16 protein-coding genes are annotated in these 15,942 nt (G+C 58.5%); all 16 read left to right on the top strand.

Going from position 1 to position 15,942, the window contains the following annotated elements:
• The first annotated feature begins 6 nt into the window (after positions 1-6).
• The 16 genes from mnmE (at position 7) to ATY02_RS00875 (ending at position 15,937) form a co-directional block, all read left to right on the top strand.
• The gene (gene mnmE / locus ATY02_RS00950) at positions 7-1,377 is read left to right on the top strand and encodes a tRNA uridine-5-carboxymethylaminomethyl(34) synthesis GTPase MnmE (RefSeq protein WP_068576584.1); all 1,371 of its coding nucleotides are present in this window, start codon (positions 7-9) and stop codon (positions 1,375-1,377) included.
• Positions 1,378-2,039: 662 nt separating this feature from the next.
• The gene (mnmG, locus tag ATY02_RS00945; RefSeq protein ID WP_068576582.1) at positions 2,040-3,932 is read left to right on the top strand and encodes a tRNA uridine-5-carboxymethylaminomethyl(34) synthesis enzyme MnmG; all 1,893 of its coding nucleotides are present in this window, start codon (positions 2,040-2,042) and stop codon (positions 3,930-3,932) included.
• Positions 3,929-4,573, top strand: coding sequence for a 16S rRNA (guanine(527)-N(7))-methyltransferase RsmG (rsmG, locus tag ATY02_RS00940; protein ID WP_068576580.1), 645 nt, complete (start codon positions 3,929-3,931; stop codon positions 4,571-4,573). Before mnmG ends, rsmG begins: the two co-directional genes overlap by 4 nt.
• An 18-nt stretch (positions 4,574-4,591) precedes the next feature.
• Positions 4,592-5,389, top strand: coding sequence for a ParA family protein (locus ATY02_RS00935; protein WP_068576579.1), 798 nt, complete (start codon positions 4,592-4,594; stop codon positions 5,387-5,389).
• Between the two features lie 9 nt (positions 5,390-5,398).
• The gene (locus ATY02_RS00930; protein ID WP_068576577.1) at positions 5,399-6,271 is read left to right on the top strand and encodes a ParB/RepB/Spo0J family partition protein; all 873 of its coding nucleotides are present in this window, start codon (positions 5,399-5,401) and stop codon (positions 6,269-6,271) included.
• 148 nt (positions 6,272-6,419) lie between these two features.
• Complete coding sequence (locus tag ATY02_RS00925) at positions 6,420-6,827, top strand: F0F1 ATP synthase subunit I (protein ID WP_016964883.1); 408 nt, start codon at positions 6,420-6,422, stop codon at positions 6,825-6,827.
• Positions 6,828-6,843: 16 nt separating this feature from the next.
• Positions 6,844-7,716, top strand: coding sequence for a F0F1 ATP synthase subunit A (gene atpB / locus ATY02_RS00920; protein ID WP_053137789.1), 873 nt, complete (start codon positions 6,844-6,846; stop codon positions 7,714-7,716).
• 132 nt (positions 7,717-7,848) lie between these two features.
• Positions 7,849-8,106: a F0F1 ATP synthase subunit C gene (gene atpE, locus ATY02_RS00915; protein ID WP_002555987.1), complete on the top strand. Its 258-nt coding sequence runs from the start codon at positions 7,849-7,851 to the stop codon at positions 8,104-8,106.
• 57 nt (positions 8,107-8,163) lie between these two features.
• Positions 8,164-8,634 carry a F0F1 ATP synthase subunit B gene (locus ATY02_RS00910; protein ID WP_068576575.1) on the top strand — a complete coding sequence of 157 codons (471 nt, stop codon included), beginning with the start codon at positions 8,164-8,166 and terminating at the stop codon, positions 8,632-8,634.
• A gap of 12 nt (positions 8,635-8,646) precedes the next feature.
• On the top strand, positions 8,647-9,183 hold the full coding sequence (locus ATY02_RS00905; RefSeq protein ID WP_053137780.1) for a F0F1 ATP synthase subunit delta: 537 nt from the start codon (positions 8,647-8,649) through the stop codon (positions 9,181-9,183).
• A gap of 21 nt (positions 9,184-9,204) precedes the next feature.
• Positions 9,205-10,749 (top strand): F0F1 ATP synthase subunit alpha, encoded by a 1,545-nt coding sequence (gene atpA / locus ATY02_RS00900; protein WP_068576573.1) that lies wholly within the window; start codon positions 9,205-9,207, stop codon positions 10,747-10,749.
• A gap of 50 nt (positions 10,750-10,799) precedes the next feature.
• Positions 10,800-11,660, top strand: a complete 861-nt coding sequence (atpG, locus tag ATY02_RS00895) for a F0F1 ATP synthase subunit gamma (protein ID WP_031320767.1) — start codon at positions 10,800-10,802, stop codon at positions 11,658-11,660.
• A 27-nt stretch (positions 11,661-11,687) separates the two neighbouring features.
• Positions 11,688-13,064 (top strand): F0F1 ATP synthase subunit beta, encoded by a 1,377-nt coding sequence (gene atpD / locus ATY02_RS00890; protein WP_044465897.1) that lies wholly within the window; start codon positions 11,688-11,690, stop codon positions 13,062-13,064.
• Positions 13,065-13,109: 45 nt separating this feature from the next.
• Positions 13,110-13,535, top strand: coding sequence for a F0F1 ATP synthase subunit epsilon (locus ATY02_RS00885; RefSeq protein WP_011064380.1), 426 nt, complete (start codon positions 13,110-13,112; stop codon positions 13,533-13,535).
• A gap of 113 nt (positions 13,536-13,648) precedes the next feature.
• On the top strand, positions 13,649-15,016 hold the full coding sequence (glmU, locus tag ATY02_RS00880) for a bifunctional UDP-N-acetylglucosamine diphosphorylase/glucosamine-1-phosphate N-acetyltransferase GlmU (protein ID WP_068576571.1): 1,368 nt from the start codon (positions 13,649-13,651) through the stop codon (positions 15,014-15,016).
• Between the two features lie 150 nt (positions 15,017-15,166).
• The gene (locus ATY02_RS00875; RefSeq protein ID WP_176719725.1) at positions 15,167-15,937 is read left to right on the top strand and encodes a DeoR/GlpR family DNA-binding transcription regulator; all 771 of its coding nucleotides are present in this window, start codon (positions 15,167-15,169) and stop codon (positions 15,935-15,937) included.
• The last annotated feature ends 5 nt before the right edge of the window (positions 15,938-15,942 follow it).

Genomic DNA, 15,942 nt, shown 5'->3' with positions numbered 1-15,942 from the left:
CGGGTTATGAATGTCCCTCGTGAAACCATCGCCGCTATAGCCACTGCCCAAGGTCGCGGTGGCGTGGGCATCGTAAGGATTTCCGGTCCCCTCGCTGCGGTGGCCGCCAAGGCCATCAGCGGCCGGGAACTCAAGCCGCGATTTGCTCATTACGGGCCATTTCTCAATGCCCAGGGAGACGTGCTGGACGAAGGCATCGCCTTGTATTTTCCAGGCCCCAATTCCTTCACCGGTGAAGATGTGCTGGAGCTGCAAGGGCACGGTGGGCCTGTCGTCCTCGATATGCTGCTGCAGCGCTGCCTGGAACTGGGCTGCCGTCTGGCCAGGCCTGGAGAATTCAGTGAGCGCGCCTTTCTCAACGACAAGCTCGATCTGGCCCAGGCCGAAGCCATCGCCGACCTGATCGAAGCCAGTTCCGCACAGGCTGCACGCAATGCCTTGCGCTCGCTGCAGGGGGCGTTTTCCCAGCGTGTGCATCACCTCACCGAACAGCTGATCGCCTTGCGTATCTATGTCGAGGCCGCGATCGATTTTCCCGAGGAAGAAATCGACTTCCTCGCCGATGGCCACGTATTGAGCATGCTCGATGGGGTTCGTAACGAATTGTCCACAGTGCTACGCGAAGCGGGTCAGGGCGCCTTGCTCCGTGACGGTATGACGGTGGTGATCGCCGGGCGACCTAACGCAGGCAAATCCAGCCTGCTCAATGCATTGGCAGGACGCGAAGCCGCCATCGTCACCGATATCGCTGGCACCACCCGGGATATCCTGCGGGAACATATCCACATCGATGGCATGCCACTGCACGTGGTGGATACCGCCGGTCTTCGGGACACCGAGGACCAGGTAGAGAAAATCGGTGTCGAACGCGCACTCAAGGCAATCGGCGAGGCGGATCGAGTGTTGTTGGTGGTCGATGCCACCGCCAGCGAAGCTTCTGACCCCTTTGCCTTGTGGCCGGAGTTTCTCGAACAGCGGCCGGATCCCGCCAAGGTCACTCTGATTCGCAACAAGGCCGACCTGAGCGGTGAACCCATCGCCCTGGAAACCTGTGACGATGGCCATGTCACCATCAGCCTCAGCGCCATGGCCGCTGGGCCAGGCCTGGAGTTGCTTCGCGAGCATCTCAAGGCGTGCATGGGTTATGAGCAAACGTCCGAGAGCAGCTTTAGCGCCCGGCGCCGGCACCTGGAGGCGTTACGCTACGCCAGTGCCGCCCTCGAGCACGGGCGGGACCAATTGACCCTGGCCGGTGCGGGCGAGCTGTTGGCCGAAGACCTGCGACAAGCCCAGCAATTCCTCGGTGAAATCACCGGCGCATTCAGTTCCGATGACCTTCTAGGACGTATCTTCTCCAGCTTCTGTATCGGCAAATAAGCCCATACCACCTTCCCCCGGCTTTCAGTGCTGGGAGTTCGCGCCTGTGGACAAGGCTCTTGGGAGCATTGCCTGCAGGCGTTTTCCTTTCTTATGCGTATCCGCCCCTGCTAATCGCTGCGCAGGCTTCTCTGTAAGCGGGCCTGCTTTCATTCATTCGCAGGCTAATCCTGGATCCAGGCGAAAACTTTTGCCTGGCGGGTAAGTCGCATCTGCACCGTTCACCTGCTGGAACAACCTCCATCTGTGGATTAAGCCCTGTGAATAACTGCTCCTTAGCTCAGTTGATAACTAGCCTTCAAAGCTGAAGAGAACTGGCTCTGTGGATAACCGCCTCATTCATCCACAGCTTTAAGCCGGTTATCCAAGGTGCTCAATGGCACCTAACCACAGAGTTTAAAACCTCTGTACATATTGAAAAATAAGGCTTGTAGATGTTTATCCACAGATAGGCTGCTGTATAAGAATAAACATAAAAACAAGGTTTTAATAAATTTCTCTCTTTTTAATTTCTATTGTCCGCCGGTCATCCACAGCTGGTTAAATTTTGTGCAAAGGGTTCTTTAGAAAGGTCGAAGTCCCTATACTTGCCGCCTTGGTCCAGAAACCAACCCAACAACCATTCCTAATTACTCCTACTTGAAGCAGGCACGAGGTGCGTGGTGGATTTCCCTTCCCGTTTTGAAGTGATCGTCATCGGCGGCGGTCATGCCGGTACCGAGGCAGCACTTGCATCAGCACGCATGGGGGCAAAGACCCTATTGCTGACGCATAACGTGGAAACCCTCGGAGCCATGAGCTGCAATCCCGCAATCGGCGGGATCGGCAAGAGCCATCTGGTCAAGGAAATCGACGCCCTGGGCGGCGCGATGGCCATGGCTACAGATAAAGGTGGTATCCAGTTCCGTGTATTGAACAGCCGTAAAGGCCCGGCAGTACGTGCGACTCGTGCCCAGGCCGACCGTATTCTGTACAAGGCCGCCGTTCGCGAGATTCTCGAGAACCAACCGAACCTGTGGATATTCCAGCAGGCTGCCGATGACCTGATCGTCGAGCAGGATCAGGTCCGTGGTGTGGTCACCCAGATGGGTCTGCGGTTCTTTGCCGACTCCGTGGTATTGACCACCGGGACCTTCCTCGGCGGACTTATCCACATCGGCCTGCAGAACTATTCCGGGGGCCGTGCCGGTGATCCGCCATCGATCGCCCTCGCACAACGCCTGCGGGAATTGCCACTGCGGGTCGGTCGTCTGAAAACCGGTACCCCGCCACGTATCGATGCCCGCTCCGTGGATTTCTCGGTAATGACCGAGCAACCTGGCGATACGCCAATCCCGGTGATGTCCTTCCTTGGCAACAAGGAACAACATCCACGCCAGATCAGTTGCTGGATTACCCACACCAACGCCCGTACTCACGAGATCATCGCCGCGAACCTCGATCGTTCGCCGATGTACTCCGGGGTCATCGAAGGCATTGGCCCGCGCTACTGCCCATCCATCGAAGACAAGATCCATCGCTTTGCCGACAAGGAAAGCCACCAGGTCTTCATCGAACCGGAAGGCCTGACCACCCACGAGCTGTACCCGAACGGGATATCCACATCTCTGCCGTTCGATGTGCAGCTGCAGATCGTCCAATCGATCCGTGGCATGGAAAACGCCCATATCGTGCGGCCGGGCTACGCCATCGAATACGACTATTTCGATCCGCGGGACTTGAAGTACAGCCTGGAAACCAAAGTCATTGGCGGTCTGTTCTTCGCCGGCCAGATCAATGGCACTACCGGTTACGAAGAAGCTGGTGCCCAAGGCCTGCTGGCCGGGGCCAACGCGGCATTGCGCGCCCAGGGCAAGGACAGTTGGTGCCCGCGTCGCGACGAAGCCTATATCGGGGTGTTGGTCGATGACCTGATTACCCTGGGCACCCAGGAACCGTATCGCATGTTCACTTCCCGGGCGGAGTACCGCCTGATCCTGCGTGAAGACAACGCCGACCTGCGCCTGACCGAAAAAGGTCGCGAGCTGGGGTTGGTGGATGACGTGCGCTGGGCTGCGTTCTGCAAGAAACGCGAGGGCATTGCCCTGGAAGAACAGCGCTTGAAGTCCACCTGGGTGCGTCCCGGGACCGAGCAGGGCGATGCGATTGCACAAAAATTCGGCACGCCGCTGACCCACGAATACAACCTGTTGAACCTGCTGAGCCGTCCGGAAATCGACTACGCTGGTCTGGTCGAAGTGACCGGGCAGGGCGCGGAAGATCCACAGGTCGCGGAACAGGTCGAGATCAAGACCAAGTACGCCGGCTACATCGATCGCCAGCAGGATGAAATCGCCCGCTTGCGTGCCAGCGAAGATACCAAGCTGCCTGTGGATATCGATTACGCGAGCATTTCCGGATTGTCGAAGGAGATCCAGAGCAAGCTCGGCGCGACCCGTCCGGAAACCCTGGGGCAGGCTTCACGAATTCCCGGTGTGACTCCGGCAGCCATTTCCCTGTTGATGATTCACTTGAAAAAACGCGGCGCTGGCCGTCAGTTGGAGCAAAGCGCTTGAGTTCACTGGTCACCTCGCAACACGCGGATGAGTTATCCACAGGCGCCCGCCAGCTCGGTGTCGAGTTGAGCCCGCTCCAGCACGAATCGCTGCTGGGCTACCTGGCGTTGTTGATCAAGTGGAACAAGGCCTACAACCTGACCGCAGTGCGCGATCCTGATGAGATGGTCTCGCGCCACTTGCTCGACAGCCTGAGCGTGATGTCCTTCATCGAAGACGGTCGCTGGCTGGATGTGGGGAGCGGTGGCGGGATGCCCGGGATCCCCCTGGCCATCCTGTTTCCCCAGTCGCAGGTCACTTGCCTGGACAGTAACGGCAAGAAGACCCGCTTCCTGACCCAGGTCAAACTCGAGCTCAAGCTGGATAACCTGCAAGTTATCCACAACCGAGTCGAAGCCTTCACCCCTGAGCAGCCGTTCAATGGAATCATTTCCCGGGCGTTCAGCAGCATGGAGAACTTCACCAGCTGGACCCGCCACCTCGGGGACAGCGATACACGCTGGCTGGCAATGAAGGGCGTCCATCCCTCTGATGAGCTGTTAGCATTGCCGGCAGACTTCCACCTCGATAGCGAACACGCCCTGGCCGTACCCGGTTGCCAAGGCCAACGCCATCTGCTGATACTGCGCCGCACGGCATGATTGGGAACACAAGCAAGAATGGCTAAGGTATTCGCGATAGCGAACCAGAAAGGTGGTGTGGGCAAGACCACCACCTGCATCAACCTCGCAGCATCCCTGGTGGCGACCAAGCGCCGGGTGCTGTTGATCGATCTTGATCCACAGGGCAACGCCACCATGGGTAGCGGTGTGGATAAACACAGCCTGGAAAACTCGGTCTACGACTTGCTGATCGGCGAGTGCGACCTGGCCCAGGCCATGCACTTCTCCGAACACGGCGGCTACCAGCTGTTGCCGGCCAACCGCGACCTGACCGCGGCGGAAGTGGTACTGCTGGAAATGCAGATGAAGGAAAGCCGGCTGCGCAGTGCCCTGGCCCCCATCCGCGAGAACTATGACTACATCCTGATCGACTGCCCGCCGTCGCTGTCGATGCTGACCCTCAATGCCCTGGTGGCCGCCGATGGGGTCATCATCCCCATGCAGTGCGAGTACTACGCACTGGAAGGTCTGAGCGACCTTGTGGATAACATCAAGCGCATTGGTGAGTTGCTCAATCCCGAGCTGAAGATCGAAGGCTTGCTACGCACGATGTTCGACCCGCGCTTGAGCCTGATGAACGATGTTTCCGCGCAGCTCAAGGAACACTTCGGCGACCAGCTGTACGACACCGTGATCCCGCGCAACATCCGCTTGGCCGAGGCGCCGAGCTACGGCATGCCGGCATTGGCGTACGACAAGCAATCCCGCGGCGCACTGGCCTACCTGGCCCTGGCTGGCGAGATGGTTCGCCGGCAACGTAAACAAGCGCGCATCGCAGCCGCCCAGCCAACTTAAGGAATCCCCATGGCCGTCAAGAAACGTGGTCTCGGACGTGGACTGGATGCACTGTTGAGTGGTCCGACTGTCACTGCCCTCGAAGAACAAGCCGCGCAGGTCGACCAGCGTGAACTGCAACACCTGCCACTGGACCTGATCCAGCGTGGCAAGTACCAGCCGCGCCGGGACATGGACCCGCAGGCCCTGGAAGAACTGGCCAACTCGATCAGGGCCCAGGGCGTTATGCAGCCCATCGTGGTCCGTCCCATCGGCGCCGGGCGTTTTGAAATCATCGCCGGCGAACGTCGCTGGCGCGCCAGCCAGCAGGCTGGCCAGGAAACCATCCCGGCCGTGGTCCGTGATGTTCCGGATGAAACCGCCATTGCCCTGGCGCTGATCGAGAACATCCAGCGCGAGGACCTCAACCCTATCGAGGAAGCCCTGGCCCTGCAGCGCCTGCAGCAGGAGTTCCAACTGACCCAGCAACAGGTTGCCGAGGCGGTGGGCAAGTCCCGCGTCAGCGTGGCCAACCTGCTGCGCCTGATCTCCTTGCCAGAGGTGATCAAGACCATGTTGTCCCATGGCGACCTGGAGATGGGGCATGCTCGCGCATTGCTCGGATTGCCGGAAAATCAACAAGTTGAAGGGGCGCGACACGTTGTCGCACGAGGTCTTACCGTACGCCAGACCGAGGCCTTGGTTCGCCAGTGGCTCAGTGGCAAGCAGGAGCCTGCTGAACCGGTCAAGCCGGACCCGGATATCGCTCGCCTCGAGCAACGTTTGGCCGAGCGCCTAGGCTCTGCGGTGCAGATTCGCCACGGCAAGAAGGGCAAGGGACAGTTGGTGATCGGCTACAACTCCCTGGATGAGCTGCAGGGCGTCCTCGCTCACATCCGTTGAAACATTTCCTTGTGTAGCGTGCAGTCGGAAATCACTACCCGGCAGTTGAATAGGGGCTGAACCGCCCCTATACTCTGCGCGCATTTTGTCGGCACAAATTATGCCAAGTCACAGAATTCTGGCAGCCGACCCTTGAGGAGCAAGAGTGATGGAAACCCGCACGCCAAACCGCCTGCCGTTCCATCGCTTGGCGGTTTTTCCGGTTCTACTGGCTCAGTTGGTCATTTTACTGATAGCCGCTCTGGCGCTATGGCAATGGCGTGGAGTCGTAGCCGGATATTCAGGCCTTTGCGGAGGACTGATAGCCTTGCTACCCAATGTGTATTTCGCTCACAGGGCATTTCGGTTTTCCGGAGCTCGAGCGGCCCAAGCCATCGTCCGGTCTTTTTATGCCGGTGAGGCGGGCAAATTGATTTTGACGGCAGTGCTGTTTGCATTGACGTTCGCAGGTGTGAAGCCATTGGCGCCGCTAGCTGTATTCGGTGTCTTCGTGCTGACCCAGCTGGTCAGCTGGTTCGCTCCCCTGCTAATGAGAACAAGACTTTCGAGACCTTAGGGCGTTTGAGGCAACCATGTCAGCAGAAACAACCGCTTCGGGCTATATCCAGCACCACTTGCAGAACCTGACCTTCGGTCAGCTACCCAATGGGAGCTGGGGCTTTGCCCACTCCGCAGCAGAAGCCAAGGAAATGGGCTTCTGGGCATTCCACGTCGATACCCTCGGCTGGTCTGTCGCACTGGGTGTGATCTTCATTCTTCTGTTCCGCATGGCGGCCAAGAAGGCGACTTCCGGAGTGCCGGGCGCTTTGCAGAACTTCGTTGAAGTCATGGTCGGCTTCGTCGATGGCAGCGTGAAGGACAGCTTCCACGGTCGTAGCCCGGTGATCGCGCCGTTGGCCCTGACCATCTTCGTCTGGGTGTTCCTGATGAACGCCATTGACCTGGTTCCTGTGGACTGGATCCCGCAATTGGCGATGCTGATTTCCGGCGACCCGCACATTCCATTCCGTGCTGTTTCCACCACTGACCCGAACGCTACCCTGGGCATGGCCCTGTCGGTGTTCGCGTTGATCATTTTCTACAGCATCAAGGTCAAGGGCATCGGCGGCTTCATCGGCGAACTGACCCTGCATCCGTTCGGTAGCAAGAACATCCTGGTCCAGGCTTTGCTGATCCCGGTGAACTTCCTGCTGGAATTCGTGACCCTGGTTGCCAAGCCAATCTCTCTGGCACTGCGTCTGTTCGGCAACATGTATGCCGGCGAGCTGGTGTTCATCCTGATCGCTGTGATGTTCGGCAGCGGCCTGCTGTGGCTCAGCGGCATGGGTGTGGTTCTGCAGTGGGCGTGGGCGGTGTTCCACATCCTGATCATCACTCTGCAGGCCTTTATCTTCATGATGCTGACCATCGTCTACCTGTCGATGGCTCACGAAGAGAATCATTAAGACCAGTCTCGACTAGTCTGATGTCCCTCTTGTTGCGGCAAGAGGGGCCCGTCTCGGGCACGATGAAACGATTTGTTTTACCGCTTTAATCTAAAAAACCTAAACCATACGACGTAAAAGTCGGGAGGAAAGATGGAAACTGTAGTTGGTCTAACCGCTATCGCTGTTGCACTGTTGATCGGCCTGGGCGCACTGGGTACCGCAATTGGTTTCGGCCTGCTGGGCGGCAAGTTCCTGGAAGGCGCTGCGCGTCAGCCAGAAATGGTTCCAATGCTGCAAGTTAAAATGTTCATCGTTGCCGGTCTGCTCGACGCCGTAACCATGATCGGTGTTGGTATCGCTCTGTTCTTCACCTTCGCAAACCCCTTCGTTGGTCAACTCGCTGGCTAATCACTCGAGTATTCGAGTTGATTGGTGTGACGGACAACGAACGAGCGAGGTGTTGGCGTGAACATTAATGCAACCCTGATTGGCCAGTCCGTTGCGTTCTTAATTTTTGTACTGTTCTGCATGAAGTTCATTTGGCCTCCGGTCATTGCAGCTCTGCACGAACGTCAAAAGAAGATCGCGGATGGATTGGACGCTGCCAGCCGAGCAGCTCGTGACCTGGAACTGGCCCAAGATAAAGCGGGTCAGCAACTGCGCGAAGCCAAAGCTCAGGCAGCTGAAATCATCGAGCAAGCCAAGAAGCGCGGTTCTCAGATCGTCGACGAAGCCCGTGAACAGGCCCGTGTCGAAGCTGAACGCGTGAAGGCTCAGGCTCAGGCCGAGATCGAACAGGAACTGAACGGCGTCAAAGACGCGCTGCGCGCCCAACTGGGTAGCCTGGCGGTCAATGGTGCAGAGAAGATCCTGGGCGCCACAATCGATCAAAACGCGCACGCAGACCTGGTTAACAAACTGGCTGCTGAAATTTAAGCGAGGGCGATCATGGCAGAACTGACCACGTTGGCCCGACCTTACGCTAAGGCGGCCTTCGAGCACGCTCAGGCCCACCAGCAGCTGGCCTCTTGGTCAGCCATGCTCGGCCTGGCTGCAGCGGTGTCACAAGATGACACCATGCAGCGCGTGCTTAAGGCCCCGCGACTGACGAGCGCAGAAAAGGCCAACACTTTTATCGAAGTGTGTGGCGACAAGTTTGATGCACAGGCACAGAATTTCATTCAGGTTGCCGCCGAAAACGACCGTCTCCTGCTGTTGCCGGAGATCTCCGCTCTGTTCGACCTGTACAAGGCCGAGCAAGAGAAATCGGTGGACGTGGATGTGACCAGTGCGTTCGCATTGAACCAAGAACAGCAAGACAAACTCGCCAAGGTTCTCAGTGCACGGCTCGGCCGGGAAGTGCGACTGCACGCTGCGGAGGATGCCAGCCTGATTGGTGGCGTCGTAATCCGCGCCGGCGACCTGGTTATCGATGGCTCGATTCGCGGCAAACTCGCGAACCTTGCCGAAGCATTGAAATCTTGAGTTTGAAGGGGCAGCAGAGCAATGCAGCAACTCAATCCTTCCGAAATAAGTGAAATTATCAAGGGCCGCATCGAAAAGCTCGATGTGACCTCCCAAGCCCGTAACGAAGGCACTGTCGTCAGCGTATCTGACGGCATCGTGCGGATTCACGGTCTGGCCGACGTAATGTACGGCGAGATGATCGAGTTTCCGGGCGGCGTCTACGGTATGGCCCTCAACCTCGAGCAAGACTCTGTAGGTGCCGTAGTACTGGGCGCATACACCACTCTGGCTGAAGGCATGAGCGCCAAGTGCACCGGCCGCATCCTCGAAGTTCCAGTTGGTAAGGAACTGCTGGGTCGCGTAGTCGACGCACTGGGTAACCCAGTCGACGGTAAAGGTCCGCTGAACAACACCGAGACCGACGCGGTCGAGAAAGTTGCTCCAGGCGTGATCTGGCGTAAGTCGGTAGACCAGCCTGTACAGACTGGCTACAAGGCTGTCGATGCCATGATCCCAGTCGGCCGTGGCCAGCGTGAGCTGATCATCGGTGACCGTCAGATCGGTAAGACCGCTCTGGCGATCGACGCGATCATCAACCAGAAAGACAGCGGCATTTTCTGCGTCTACGTAGCGATCGGTCAGAAGCAATCGACCATTGCCAACGTGGTTCGCAAGCTGGAAGAAAACGGCGCCCTGGCCAACACCATCATCGTGGCCGCCAGTGCTTCGGAGTCGGCTGCACTGCAGTTCCTGGCTCCGTACTCCGGTTGCACCATGGGCGAATACTTCCGCGACCGCGGTGAAGACGCGCTGATCGTTTATGACGATCTGTCCAAGCAGGCTGTGGCTTATCGCCAGATCTCCCTGCTGCTGCGTCGTCCACCAGGCCGTGAAGCCTACCCAGGTGACGTGTTCTATCTCCACTCCCGTCTGCTGGAGCGCGCATCCCGCGTTTCGGAAGAGTACGTAGAGAAGTTCACCAATGGCGCAGTGACTGGCAAGACCGGTTCCCTGACTGCCCTGCCGATCATCGAAACCCAGGCTGGCGACGTTTCCGCGTTCGTTCCGACCAACGTGATCTCCATCACCGACGGTCAGATCTTCCTGGAATCGGCCATGTTCAACTCGGGCATCCGCCCTGCAGTTAACGCCGGTGTTTCGGTATCCCGTGTAGGTGGTGCCGCTCAGACCAAGATCATCAAGAAGCTGTCCGGTGGTATCCGTACCGCCCTGGCTCAGTACCGTGAACTGGCAGCATTCGCCCAGTTCGCTTCTGACCTGGACGAAGCGACCCGTAAGCAACTTGAACACGGTCAGCGCGTTACCGAGCTGATGAAGCAGAAGCAATACGCGCCAATGTCCATCGCTGACATGTCGCTGTCGCTGTATGCCGCTGAGCGTGGGTTCCTGACTGACGTCGAAATCACCAAGATCGGCAGCTTCGAACAAGCGCTGATTGCTTACTTCAACCGCGATCACGCCGACCTGATGGCGAAGATCAACGTGAAGGGTGACTTCAATGACGAAATCGACGCTGGCCTCAAAGCCGGTATCGAGAAGTTCAAGGCCACCCAAACCTGGTAAGCCGCAGCGGGAGCCGCAAGGCTCCCGCTTGCTAACCTGATAGGTGTTACATGGCAGGCGCAAAAGAGATTCGCAGTAAGATTGCGAGCATCAAAAGCACGCAAAAAATTACCAGCGCCATGGAAAAAGTGGCGGTCAGCAAAATGCGCAAGGCACAAATGCGCATGGCTGCTAGCCGTCCTTATGCGGAGCGCATCCGCCAGGTTATTGGTCATCTGGCCAACGCCAACCCGGAATATCGTCACCCGTTCATGATCGACCGCGCCATCAAGCGCGTCGGTTACATCGTGGTGAGCAGTGACCGTGGTCTGTGTGGTGGCTTGAACACCAACCTGTTCAAGGCCCTGGTCAAGGACATGGCGGTAAACCGCGAACAAGGCGTCGAGATCGATCTGTGTGTGGTCGGTAGCAAGGGTGCGGCCTTCTTCCGCAACTTCGGCGGTAACGTCGTTGCAGCTATCAGCCACCTGGGTGAAGAGCCGTCGATCAATGACCTGATCGGCAGTGTCAAGGTGATGCTGGATGCTTACCTGGAAGGCCGGATTGACCGCCTGTCCGTGGTATCCAACAAGTTCGTCAACACCATGACCCAGCAGCCGACCGTGGAGCAGTTGATTCCACTGGAGGCAACCCCGGATCAAGAACTCAAGCACCACTGGGACTATCTCTACGAACCGGATGCCAAGGAGCTGCTGGACGGCTTGATGGTCCGTTACGTGGAGTCGCAGGTCTACCAGGCGGTGGTCGAGAACAACGCAGCTGAACAAGCCGCGCGGATGATCGCAATGAAGAACGCCACCGACAACGCCGGTGATTTGATCAGCGATTTGCAGCTGATCTACAACAAGGCGCGTCAGGCTGCGATCACCCAAGAGATCTCGGAAATCGTCGGCGGCGCTGCCGCGGTTTAACGGTTCAAATATTCAGAGGATCCAGCTATGAGTAGCGGACGTATCGTTCAAATCATCGGCGCCGTTATCGACGTGGAATTTCCACGCGACAGCGTACCGAGCATCTACGACGCCTTGAAGGTTCAAGGCGCCGAAACCACTCTGGAAGTTCAGCAGCAGCTGGGCGACGGCGTGGTTCGTACCATTGCGATGGGCTCCACCGAAGGCCTGAAGCGCGGTCTGGATGTCAACAACACTGGCGCAGCCATCTCCGTACCGGTCGGTAAAGCGACCCTGGGCCGGATCATGGACGTACTGGGCAACCCAATCGACGAAGCCGGCCCGATCGGCGAAGAAGAGCGCTGGGGTATCCACCGCGCCGCTCCTTCCTTCGCAGAACAGGCAGGCGGCAACGACCTGCTGGAAACCGGGATCAAGGTAATCGACCTGGTTTGCCCGTTCGCCAAGGGCGGTAAAGTCGGTCTGTTCGGTGGTGCCGGTGTGGGCAAGACCGTAAACATGATGGAACTGATCCGTAACATCGCCATCGAGCACAGCGGTTATTCCGTGTTCGCCGGTGTGGGTGAGCGTACTCGTGAGGGTAACGACTTCTACCACGAGATGAAGGACTCCAACGTTCTGGACAAGGTTGCCCTGGTCTACGGTCAGATGAACGAGCCACCAGGAAACCGTCTGCGCGTAGCGCTGACCGGCCTGACCATGGCCGAGAAGTTCCGTGACGAAGGTAACGACGTTCTGCTGTTCGTCGACAACATCTACCGTTACACCCTGGCCGGTACCGAAGTATCCGCACTGCTGGGCCGTATGCCTTCGGCAGTAGGCTACCAGCCGACCCTGGCTGAAGAGATGGGCGTGCTGCAAGAGCGCATCACTTCGACCAAGCAAGGCTCGATCACCTCGATCCAAGCGGTATACGTACCTGCGGACGACTTGACCGACCCGTCGCCAGCGACCACCTTCGCCCACTTGGACGCCACCGTCGTTCTGTCCCGTGACATCGCTTCCCTGGGTATCTACCCAGCGGTAGACCCACTGGACTCGACTTCCCGTCAGCTGGACCCGAACGTGATCGGCAACGAGCACTACGAGACCGCTCGCGGCGTTCAGTACGTACTGCAGCGTTACAAAGAGCTGAAGGACATCATCGCGATCCTGGGTATGGACGAGCTGTCGGAAGCCGACAAGCAGTTGGTATCCCGCGCTCGTAAGATCCAGCGCTTCTTGTCGCAGCCGTTCTTCGTGGCTGAAGTCTTCACTGGTTCTCCAGGTAAGTACGTTTCCCTGAAAGACACCATCGCTGGCTTCAAAGGCATCCTCAACGGTGACTACGACCACCTGCCAGAACAAGCGTTCTACATGGTCGGCGGCATCGAAGAAGCGATCGAGAAAGCCAAGAAACTGTAATCCCGGCGCCCGGCAACGGGCGCTAATTTAGGTTGAGGCAAGCAGATGGCTATGACAGTCCATTGCGATATCGTCAGCGCGGAAGGGGAAATCTTCTCCGGTCTGGTGGAGATGGTGGTTGCGCACGGTGAACTGGGTGATCTTGGTATCGCTCTGGGTCACGCACCGTTGATCACCAACCTGAAGCCAGGTCCGATCCGCTTGATCAAGCAGGGCGGGGAAGCCGAGGTGTTCTACATCTCCGGTGGTTTCCTCGAGGTTCAGCCGAACATGGTCAAGGTTCTTGCCGACACCGTGCAACGCGCTGCCGACCTGGACGAAGCCTCCGCTCAGGAAGCCGTCAAGGCTGCTGAGAAGGCCCTGAATGAAAAAGGCGCAGATTTTGACTACGGTTCTGCCGCCGCACGTCTGGCCGAGGCCGCAGCCCAGCTGCGTACCGTCCAGCAAATCCGCAAGAAGTTCGGCGGCTAAGTCGCAGGCTTTTTGTGTGATTGATTAAAAAGGGTAGCCTCGGCTACCCTTTTTATTTTCCGCATTCTCCCCTCTTGGTCACACTCGCGGACCCCCAGGATTGGTAGCCAGTCATGTCTCTCGAAATCGTTATCCTCGCAGCAGGCCAGGGCACTCGCATGCGCTCGGCACTGCCCAAGGTCCTTCACCCGGTCGCTGGCAACTCCATGCTCGGGCATGTTATCCACAGCGCCCGCCAGCTCGATCCACAGCGCATCCACGTGGTGATTGGCCACGGTGCGGATGCGGTACGCGAGCGCCTGGCGGCCGATGACCTGAATTTCGTGCTGCAGGACAAGCAGCTGGGCACGGGGCACGCAGTGGCCCAGGCGGTGCCTTTCATTACTGCCGATACCGTACTGATTCTCTACGGCGATGTGCCGCTGATCGAAGTCGAGACCCTGCAGCGCCTGCTCAAGCAAGCGGGCCCCGAGCAACTGGGCCTGCTCACCGTCGAGCTGGACGATCCTACCGGCTACGGGCGTATCGTGCGTGACGCCAATGGCAAGGTTGCCGCCATCGTCGAGCAGAAGGACGCCAACGAAGCCCAGCGCGCCATCACCGAAGGCAACACCGGCATTCTCGCCGTGCCTGGCAAGCGCCTGGGCGACTGGACCAGCCGTCTTTCCAACAACAACGCCCAGGGCGAGTACTACCTGACCGACGTGATCGCCATGGCGGTCAGCGATGGCCTGCTGGTTGCCACCGAGCAGCCCCTGGACGCCATGGAAGTGCAGGGTGCCAACGATCGCAAGCAACTCTCCGAGCTGGAGCGCCACTACCAGCTGCGCGCTGCCCGCCGCCTGATGGCCCAAGGGGTCACCTTGCGTGACCCGGCACGCTTCGATGTGCGCGGCGAAATCACGGTCGGCCGCGACGTCCTGATCGACATCAACGTGATTCTCGAAGGCCGGGTGGTGATCGAGGACGACGTGGTCATCGGCCCCAACTGCGTGATCAAGGACAGCACCCTGCGCAAGGGCGTGGTGATCAAGGCCAACAGCCATCTCGACGGCGCGGTGATGGGCGAGGGCAGCGATGCCGGTCCGTTCGCCCGCTTGCGTCCTGGCAGCGTGCTGGAAGCCCGTGCCCATGTGGGTAACTTCGTCGAGTTGAAGAACGCCCATCTGGGCCAGGGCGCCAAGGCCGGCCACCTGACCTATCTGGGCGACGCAGTGATCGGCGCGCGCAGCAACATCGGCGCCGGCACCATCACCTGCAACTACGATGGGGTGAACAAGCACAAGACGGTGATGGGCGAAGACGTATTCATCGGCTCCAACAACTCCCTGGTAGCGCCTGTGGATATCTCTTCCGGGGCCACTACCGCCGCCGGTTCCACTATCAACCAGGATGTCGCGCCGGCGCAGCTGGCTGTGGCTCGTGCGCGACAGAAGAACATTGATGGCTGGAAGCGGCCGCAGAAAATCAACAAGGACTGAGGTTATCCACAAGCACGGATGGCCCATGCAGCATCAACCGGCCCCTGCAGCTGAATAGCAAGGGTCGGTTTTTTTTTGCGCTCAAGCTTGACGAAGTTTCGATCATAGGGTTTTATTGCCGTCGTTATCTTTCGAATCGAAACTTAAATGATCATATCGAAACGCAATACGCCCCAGCGACGTCACAACATCCTTACCTTGCTCAACGAACAGGGCGAAGTGAGCGTGGACGAGTTGGCCAAGCGCTTCGAAACCTCGGAAGTTACGATTCGTAAGGACTTGGCGGCCCTGGAAAGCAACGGCCTGCTGCTACGCCGTTATGGTGGAGCTATCACCTTGCCCCAGGAATTGGTCAGCGATCTGGGCCAATCGGTGTCCCGCTACAAGCAAGCCATTGCGCGGGCCGCTGTACAGCGCATTCGCGAGCATGCGCGAATCATCATCGACAGCGGCAGTACCACGGCGGCGATGATTCCCGAGTTGGGCCTGCAACCAGGGCTGGTGGTGATGACCAACTCTCTGAATGTGGCCAACGCCCTGAGCGAGCTGGAACACGAGCCAATGTTGTTGATGACCGGTGGCACCTGGGACCCGCATTCCGAGTCCTTCCAGGGACAGGTAGCCGAACAGGTGCTGCGTTCCTATGACTTCGACCAACTGTTCATTGGCGCCGACGGCATCGATCTGGCCCGCGGTACCACCACCTTCAACGAGCTGCTGGGGCTGAGCCGGGTCATGGCCGAGGTGGCCCGTGAAGTGGTGGTGATGGTCGAGTCCGACAAGATCGGCCGCAAGATTCCCAACCTGGAGCTGCCCTGGAGCAGCATCCATACCCTTATTACCGATGATCGCCTGTCTTCCGAGGCCCGCGACCAGATTCAGGCCCGCGGCATTACTCTGATTTGCGCGGCTGTCAGCTAGGAGAA

This window comes from Pseudomonas sp. BIOMIG1BAC (genome assembly GCF_001705995.2).
Classification (GTDB): Bacteria; Pseudomonadota; Gammaproteobacteria; order Pseudomonadales; family Pseudomonadaceae; genus Aquipseudomonas; species Aquipseudomonas sessilinigenes.
Note: the sequence above shows the minus strand (reverse complement) of the source record. Positions and strands in the feature narration are given on the sequence as shown.

Coding starts and splice junctions, on each gene's coding strand:
- mnmE (WP_068576584.1), top strand. CDS start 7: ATGAATGTCCCTCGTGAAACCATCGCCGCTATAGCCACTGCCCAAGGT.
- ATY02_RS00935 (WP_068576579.1), top strand. CDS start 4,592: ATGGCTAAGGTATTCGCGATAGCGAACCAGAAAGGTGGTGTGGGCAAG.
- ATY02_RS00930 (WP_068576577.1), top strand. CDS start 5,399: ATGGCCGTCAAGAAACGTGGTCTCGGACGTGGACTGGATGCACTGTTG.
- ATY02_RS00925 (WP_016964883.1), top strand. CDS start 6,420: ATGGAAACCCGCACGCCAAACCGCCTGCCGTTCCATCGCTTGGCGGTT.
- atpB (WP_053137789.1), top strand. CDS start 6,844: ATGTCAGCAGAAACAACCGCTTCGGGCTATATCCAGCACCACTTGCAG.
- atpE (WP_002555987.1), top strand. CDS start 7,849: ATGGAAACTGTAGTTGGTCTAACCGCTATCGCTGTTGCACTGTTGATC.
- ATY02_RS00905 (WP_053137780.1), top strand. CDS start 8,647: ATGGCAGAACTGACCACGTTGGCCCGACCTTACGCTAAGGCGGCCTTC.
- atpA (WP_068576573.1), top strand. CDS start 9,205: ATGCAGCAACTCAATCCTTCCGAAATAAGTGAAATTATCAAGGGCCGC.
- atpG (WP_031320767.1), top strand. CDS start 10,800: ATGGCAGGCGCAAAAGAGATTCGCAGTAAGATTGCGAGCATCAAAAGC.
- atpD (WP_044465897.1), top strand. CDS start 11,688: ATGAGTAGCGGACGTATCGTTCAAATCATCGGCGCCGTTATCGACGTG.
- ATY02_RS00885 (WP_011064380.1), top strand. CDS start 13,110: ATGGCTATGACAGTCCATTGCGATATCGTCAGCGCGGAAGGGGAAATC.
- glmU (WP_068576571.1), top strand. CDS start 13,649: ATGTCTCTCGAAATCGTTATCCTCGCAGCAGGCCAGGGCACTCGCATG.